This is a genomic window from Psychrosphaera sp., assembly GCF_982872775.1.
In genome coordinates this window covers 15,455-20,949 of record NZ_CEYNSH010000017.1, presented here as the reverse complement: position 1 = coordinate 20,949, position 5,495 = coordinate 15,455, and the positions used below count along the sequence as shown (strand labels likewise).

At 45.4% G+C, this 5,495-nt stretch carries 4 protein-coding genes; 3 read left to right on the top strand and 1 reads right to left on the bottom strand.

Annotated elements, in window-relative coordinates:
* The coding region (locus AC4E96_RS06825) for a LysR family transcriptional regulator (RefSeq protein WP_490255306.1) at positions 1-353 on the bottom strand (353 nt) is incomplete at its 3' end.
* A gap of 177 nt (positions 354-530) precedes the next feature.
* Between AC4E96_RS06825 and ilvC the strand changes: the two genes are divergently transcribed.
* From ilvC to ilvA, 3 genes are all read left to right on the top strand, one after another.
* Entirely contained in the window at positions 531-2,006 is a 1,476-nt protein-coding gene (ilvC, locus tag AC4E96_RS06820; protein ID WP_490255305.1) for a ketol-acid reductoisomerase, read from the top strand.
* 64 nt (positions 2,007-2,070) lie between these two features.
* Positions 2,071-3,900 (top strand): dihydroxy-acid dehydratase, encoded by a 1,830-nt coding sequence (ilvD, locus tag AC4E96_RS06815; RefSeq protein WP_490255304.1) that lies wholly within the window; start codon positions 2,071-2,073, stop codon positions 3,898-3,900.
* Positions 3,901-3,921: 21 nt separating this feature from the next.
* Positions 3,922-5,487 carry a threonine ammonia-lyase, biosynthetic gene (gene ilvA, locus AC4E96_RS06810; protein WP_490255303.1) on the top strand — a complete coding sequence of 522 codons (1,566 nt, stop codon included), beginning with the start codon at positions 3,922-3,924 and terminating at the stop codon, positions 5,485-5,487.
* Positions 5,488-5,495 lie beyond the last annotated feature (8 nt).

The window sequence follows — 5,495 nt, the reverse complement described above, 5'->3', positions numbered from 1 at the left end:
GGGTGTTTTTTTCGAAACGTATCAATGACCTGAGGTAAGAAGTTATACGAAGCTGTTACTGAGCAAAAAATCCGAATTTCCCCAGTTAGGCCTTCAGCATCTGGGTTTAGCTTTTGCTGCAACTCCTGCCAGCTTTGCAACACATCATGAGCATAATCCAAAAATAACCTTCCTTCCGGCGTTAACGTCACTTTGCGGTTATCACGCTGAAACAGTGGTGCCCCGATTTCCTGCTCTAGACGTTGAATGACTCGGCTCAAAGTCGGCGCACTCATGAAGTGCTTTTCGGCTGTTTTGGAAAAGTGCAGTTGCTTTGCCAAATCGACAAATACGCGAATTGATTTGATGTCCATTGTGTTTATGACCCCAGCCATAAGGCGTTTGAGTGGTGGCTCCAGATTTTCGTCTTGTTTTATCCTAAAAGTGTATTTCATATTTTGAAATAACTTGTTTCAACTATATCAATTTACGTAATAAAGGCGAGCCCCTATAGTCAATTTATCGTTCAAACCTATCTACAGAGAGTTCGCGTGAGTAATTATTTCAATCAGTTGAGTTTTAAAGACAAGTTGGCGCAATTAGGCAAATGCCGTTTTATGGACCGAGAAGAGTTTGCCAAAGGTTGTGAAGCCTTGTCTGGTCGAAGTATTGTTATCTTAGGCTGTGGCGCTCAAGGCCTAAACCAAGGGCTGAACTTGCGAGACTCTGGCTTAGATGTGAGTTATGCCCTGCGTGAAGAAGCAATTAAAGAGCAACGCCAGTCCTACAAAAACGCAGCTGGTAACGGTTTTCACGTCGGTACGATTGAACAACTCGTGCCCTCTGCCGATTTGGTTTACAACTTAACGCCGGATAAACAGCACAGTAACGCCGTCGATGCAGTGATGCCGTTGATGAAAGAGGGCGCGACACTGGCGTATTCCCACGGTTTTAATATCGTTGAAGAAGGCAAACAAATACGCTCAGATCTCACCGTCATCATGTGTGCGCCCAAATGTCCTGGTTCAGAAGTACGCAACGAATATTTACGTGGTTTTGGTGTTCCAACCTTAATCGCGGTTCACCCAGAAAATGACCCTCAAGGCCATGGTCTTGAGCAAGCAAAAGCATTGGCATCGGCTACAGGCGGTGACCGTGCAGGTGTTCTTGAGTCCTCTTTTGTGGCGGAAGTTAAGTCAGATTTGATGGGTGAACAAACCATTTTGTGCGGAATGTTACAGACAGCGGCGATTTTGGGTTTTGAAAAAATGGCCGAGAATGGCATTGATCATGCCTACGCTGCCGAATTATTGCAACAAGGGTTAGAAACGGTCACCGAAGCGCTGAAACAAGGCGGCGTGACTCACATGTTGGACCGCCTGTCTAATCCGGCCAAACTACGCGCGGTCGAGCTATCGGATCAAATCAAAGACTTACTCACGCCAATTTTTGAAAAACATATGGATGACATCATCACGGGTGAATTTTCTAAAACCATGATGGCAGACTGGGCCAACAATGATGAAAACCTACTGACATGGCGAGAAGAAACCCTGCAGTCAGGCTTTGAACGTGCGAGTAGTCAACACGACGCGCTGCCTGAACAAGAGTATTTTGACCACGGTATTTTCGTCGTGGCCATGATCAAAGCTGGTGTGGAGTTAGCGTTTGATGTCATGGTGGCCTCAGGAATTTTGCCAGAGTCTGCCTACTACGAGTCGTTACATGAGACGCCGCTTATCGCTAATACCATCGCTCGCAAGCGTCTTTACGAAATGAACGTGACGATTTCTGATACTGCTGAATATGGCAATTACCTATTTTGTCATGCGGCAATTCCACTACTGCGAGAAAAATTAATGCCGACTTTGAGCACCAAAGATATTGGCCATGGCTTAGAAAACGAAACGGCTGATATTGATAATCAAACGCTAGTAGCTGTCAATCAAGCGATTCGCCAACACCCTGTTGAACAAGTTGGCCAGACGTTACGTCGCTATATGACCAACATGAAAGCCATTAGCTAGATGAAAAAGGCTAGTTGTCAGAAAGTTAAGACTAGATGTAAGAAGTTAAAGGTGAGAAGACGTTATGCCTAAATTGAGATCGGCCACCAGTACACACGGTAGAAATATGGCAGGTGCCAGAGCGTTGTGGCGTGCAACCGGAGTGAAAGAACAAGACTTTGGTAAACCTATTATTGCGGTGGTGAACTCATTTACTCAGTTTGTTCCAGGTCATGTGCATTTGCAGCCTGTCGGGCAACTTGTCGCTGAGCAAATTGAAGAAGCCGGCGCCATTGCCAAAGAATTTAATACGATTGCAGTCGACGATGGAATCGCTATGGGCCACGGTGGAATGTTGTATAGTTTACCATCAAGAGAGCTTATTGCTGACTCGGTTGAGTACATGGTGAACGCCCACTGTGTCGATGCCATGGTGTGTATTTCAAATTGCGACAAGATCACTCCAGGTATGTTAATGGCGGCATTGAGACTCAATATTCCAGTGGTGTTTGTTTCGGGTGGACCAATGGAAGCCGGTAAGACAAAGCTTTCGGAGCAACTCATTAAATTAGACTTGGTTGACGCCATGGTACAGGCTGCTGATCCGAGTGTGGATGATGAAACGGTCAAGCAAATCGAACGTTCTGCTTGTCCAACTTGCGGCTCTTGTTCGGGTATGTTTACCGCCAACTCAATGAACTGTTTGGTTGAAGCGTTGGGGTTAGGTTTGCCAGGTAATGGCTCGATGTTAGCGACACATCAACTTCGCAAAAACCTCTTTGAAGAAGCGGGTCGCAAAATCGTTGAGTTGTGTGAACGTCATTATAAAGAGGATGACTATTCAGTATTACCGAGAAATATAGCCAACCGCCAAGCCTTTAGTAATGCAATGTGCTTAGATATAGCAATGGGTGGCTCGAGTAATACGGTTTTGCATTTGTTAGCCGCCGCACATGAGGGAGAAGTCGACTTTAGCATGGAAGATATTGATGCCTTGTCTCGCCAGGTTCCTTATTTGTGCCGAGTTGCGCCAGCGGGCAAAGACTATCACATGGAAGATGTGCATCGAGCCGGTGGCGTCATGGCGATTCTGGGTGAGTTGCAACGAGCCAATTTGATTGATGACAGTGTTAACCATATCTGCGGAACACTTAAAGATGTACTAGCCAAATGGGACATCAAACAAAGTACAGAAGAGTCGACCAAAGAGTTTTATCGAGCAGGCCCGGCTGGAATAGCAACGACCAAAGCATTCAGTCAAAACTGCTATTGGCCAACGTTAGATGATGATCGAGCTAAAGGCTGTGTTCGAAGCCAACAAAATGCTTATAGCCAAGACGGTGGGCTGGCCATGTTACAAGGTAATTTGGCACCTAAAGGCTGTATCGTAAAAACCGCAGGTGTAGCCGAAGAAAATTTAACTTTTGTTGGCAAAGCTCGAGTATTTGAAAGTCAGGATGACGCAGTTGACGGAATCTTAAACGGTGTCGTCAAAGCTGGTGATGTGGTGGTTATTCGTTATGAAGGGCCAAAAGGCGGACCGGGTATGCAAGAAATGTTGTACCCGACGAGTTATTTAAAGTCCATGGGACTCGGGACTAAATGTGCACTGATCACAGATGGCCGTTTCTCAGGTGGAACATCGGGATTGTCTATTGGTCATGTCTCTCCAGAGGCTGCAAATAAAGGAGCGATAGGGCTGGTGGAAAACGGTGATGTCATTGCCATTGATATTCCTAACCGAAGCATCGAACTTAAAGTAGCGGAAACTGAGTTACTCGAACGTCGTAATAATAAGACAAAGTGGCAACCTGTTGACCGACAGCGCCCTGTTAGTTTTGCATTAAAGGCTTATGCCGCTTTTGCAACAAGTGCAGACCAAGGTGCAGTCAGAGACAAACAATTATTAACCTAACGCAGGACGGAAAATCGAATAATGGATGCGAGTAGTTTTGATCCCAATTCTCTGTTTAAAGATATTCTCGTTGCGCCTATTTACGACATTGTTGAGCATACACCGCTGACTAAAATGTCGAAGCTGTCCTCGCGATTGGGTTGTGAGGTCTTACTCAAAAGAGAAGATCTTCAAAAGGTGTTTTCTTTTAAAATTAGAGGCGCCCACAACAAGATAAAAAAAGTGGCTCGCCAGCTTGGAACCGACACAGAAATTATTACCGCATCAGCGGGCAATCACGCTCAAGGTGTTGCACTTTCTGCAAGTACGCAGGGCATGAACGCCAAAATCGTGATGCCTATCACCACACCCAGTATCAAAGTGGATGCCGTGGCGCACTTTGGTGGTGAAGCGATTTTGTACGGTGAGAACTTTGATGAAGCAAACGCCTATGCCCGAGAATTAGTGAACAAAGCTAAGTGCCCTACGGTATTTGTTCCGCCATTTGATGATATCGATGTCATAACCGGACAGGGCACGGTTGCCAAAGAACTACTTGAACAAGCCTCACAACTTGATTGTGTATTTATTCCGGTTGGTGGCGGTGGTTTGCTTGCTGGAATGGCGTTTTACATCAAACAGCTTGCGCCACATATTAAAGTGATTGCTGTTGAGGACGAGAACGCGGCGTCTTTTAAGGCCGCTTGGGAACACGGTTCTCCAATTGAATTACCTTATGTCGGTGGTTTTGCCGATGGCACGGCGGTGAAAAAAGTCGGTAGCACCAGCTATGCGGTCGCATCAAATTATGTAGATGAGTGCATTACTGTTAACTCGGATGAAATTTGTAGCGCGATAAAAGACGTCTTTGATGATGTTCGAGTATGCGTTGAGCCGTCAGGCGCATTGGCATTAGCTGGACTGAAAAAGTGGCTATCCAATCAGGCCGAAAACCAAGACACGTCCAAATTAAAAGTGACGGCAGTCTGTTCGGGAGCAAACCTTAACTTTAATTCGTTGCGATACGTCTCGGAGCGCACGGAATTGGGTGAGCAAAAAGAAGCGCTATTGGCGGTTAAAATTCCAGAGCAAAAAGGTAGCTTTTTTAATTTTTGTCAGTCGTTAGGCCCGGTGGCTATTACAGAATTTAATTATCGATTTCAAAGTGATGTGTCTCATGCAGAGATTTTTGTTGGCATAAAACTCAGAAACGCCCAACAAGAACGCATAGCTGTATTTGAACGGTTACATGAGAACGGGTTTGAGTACACAGATTTATCAAATAATGAGTTGGCTAAGGTACACGGTCGGCATGTCATTGGTGGCAAGTTAAGTGAAAAGTTCAATGAACGTCTTTATCGCTTTGAGTTTCCAGAGCACGTCGGCGCCCTGAGTAAATTTTTGAAGACCTTAGGCAATGGCTGGAACATTACCTTGTTTCACTATCGCAATCATGGCGCGGCGATAGGGCAAGTGTTATGCGGCTTTGCCTGTGATGATGAGAAGCATAATGGCGACATTGATGCACTGCATCAGCATTTTAACGAAATTGGATTTGTTTGGTTTGATGAAACCGACAACCCAATTTTTGATTTGTTTTTAAAATAAGTCTCGAA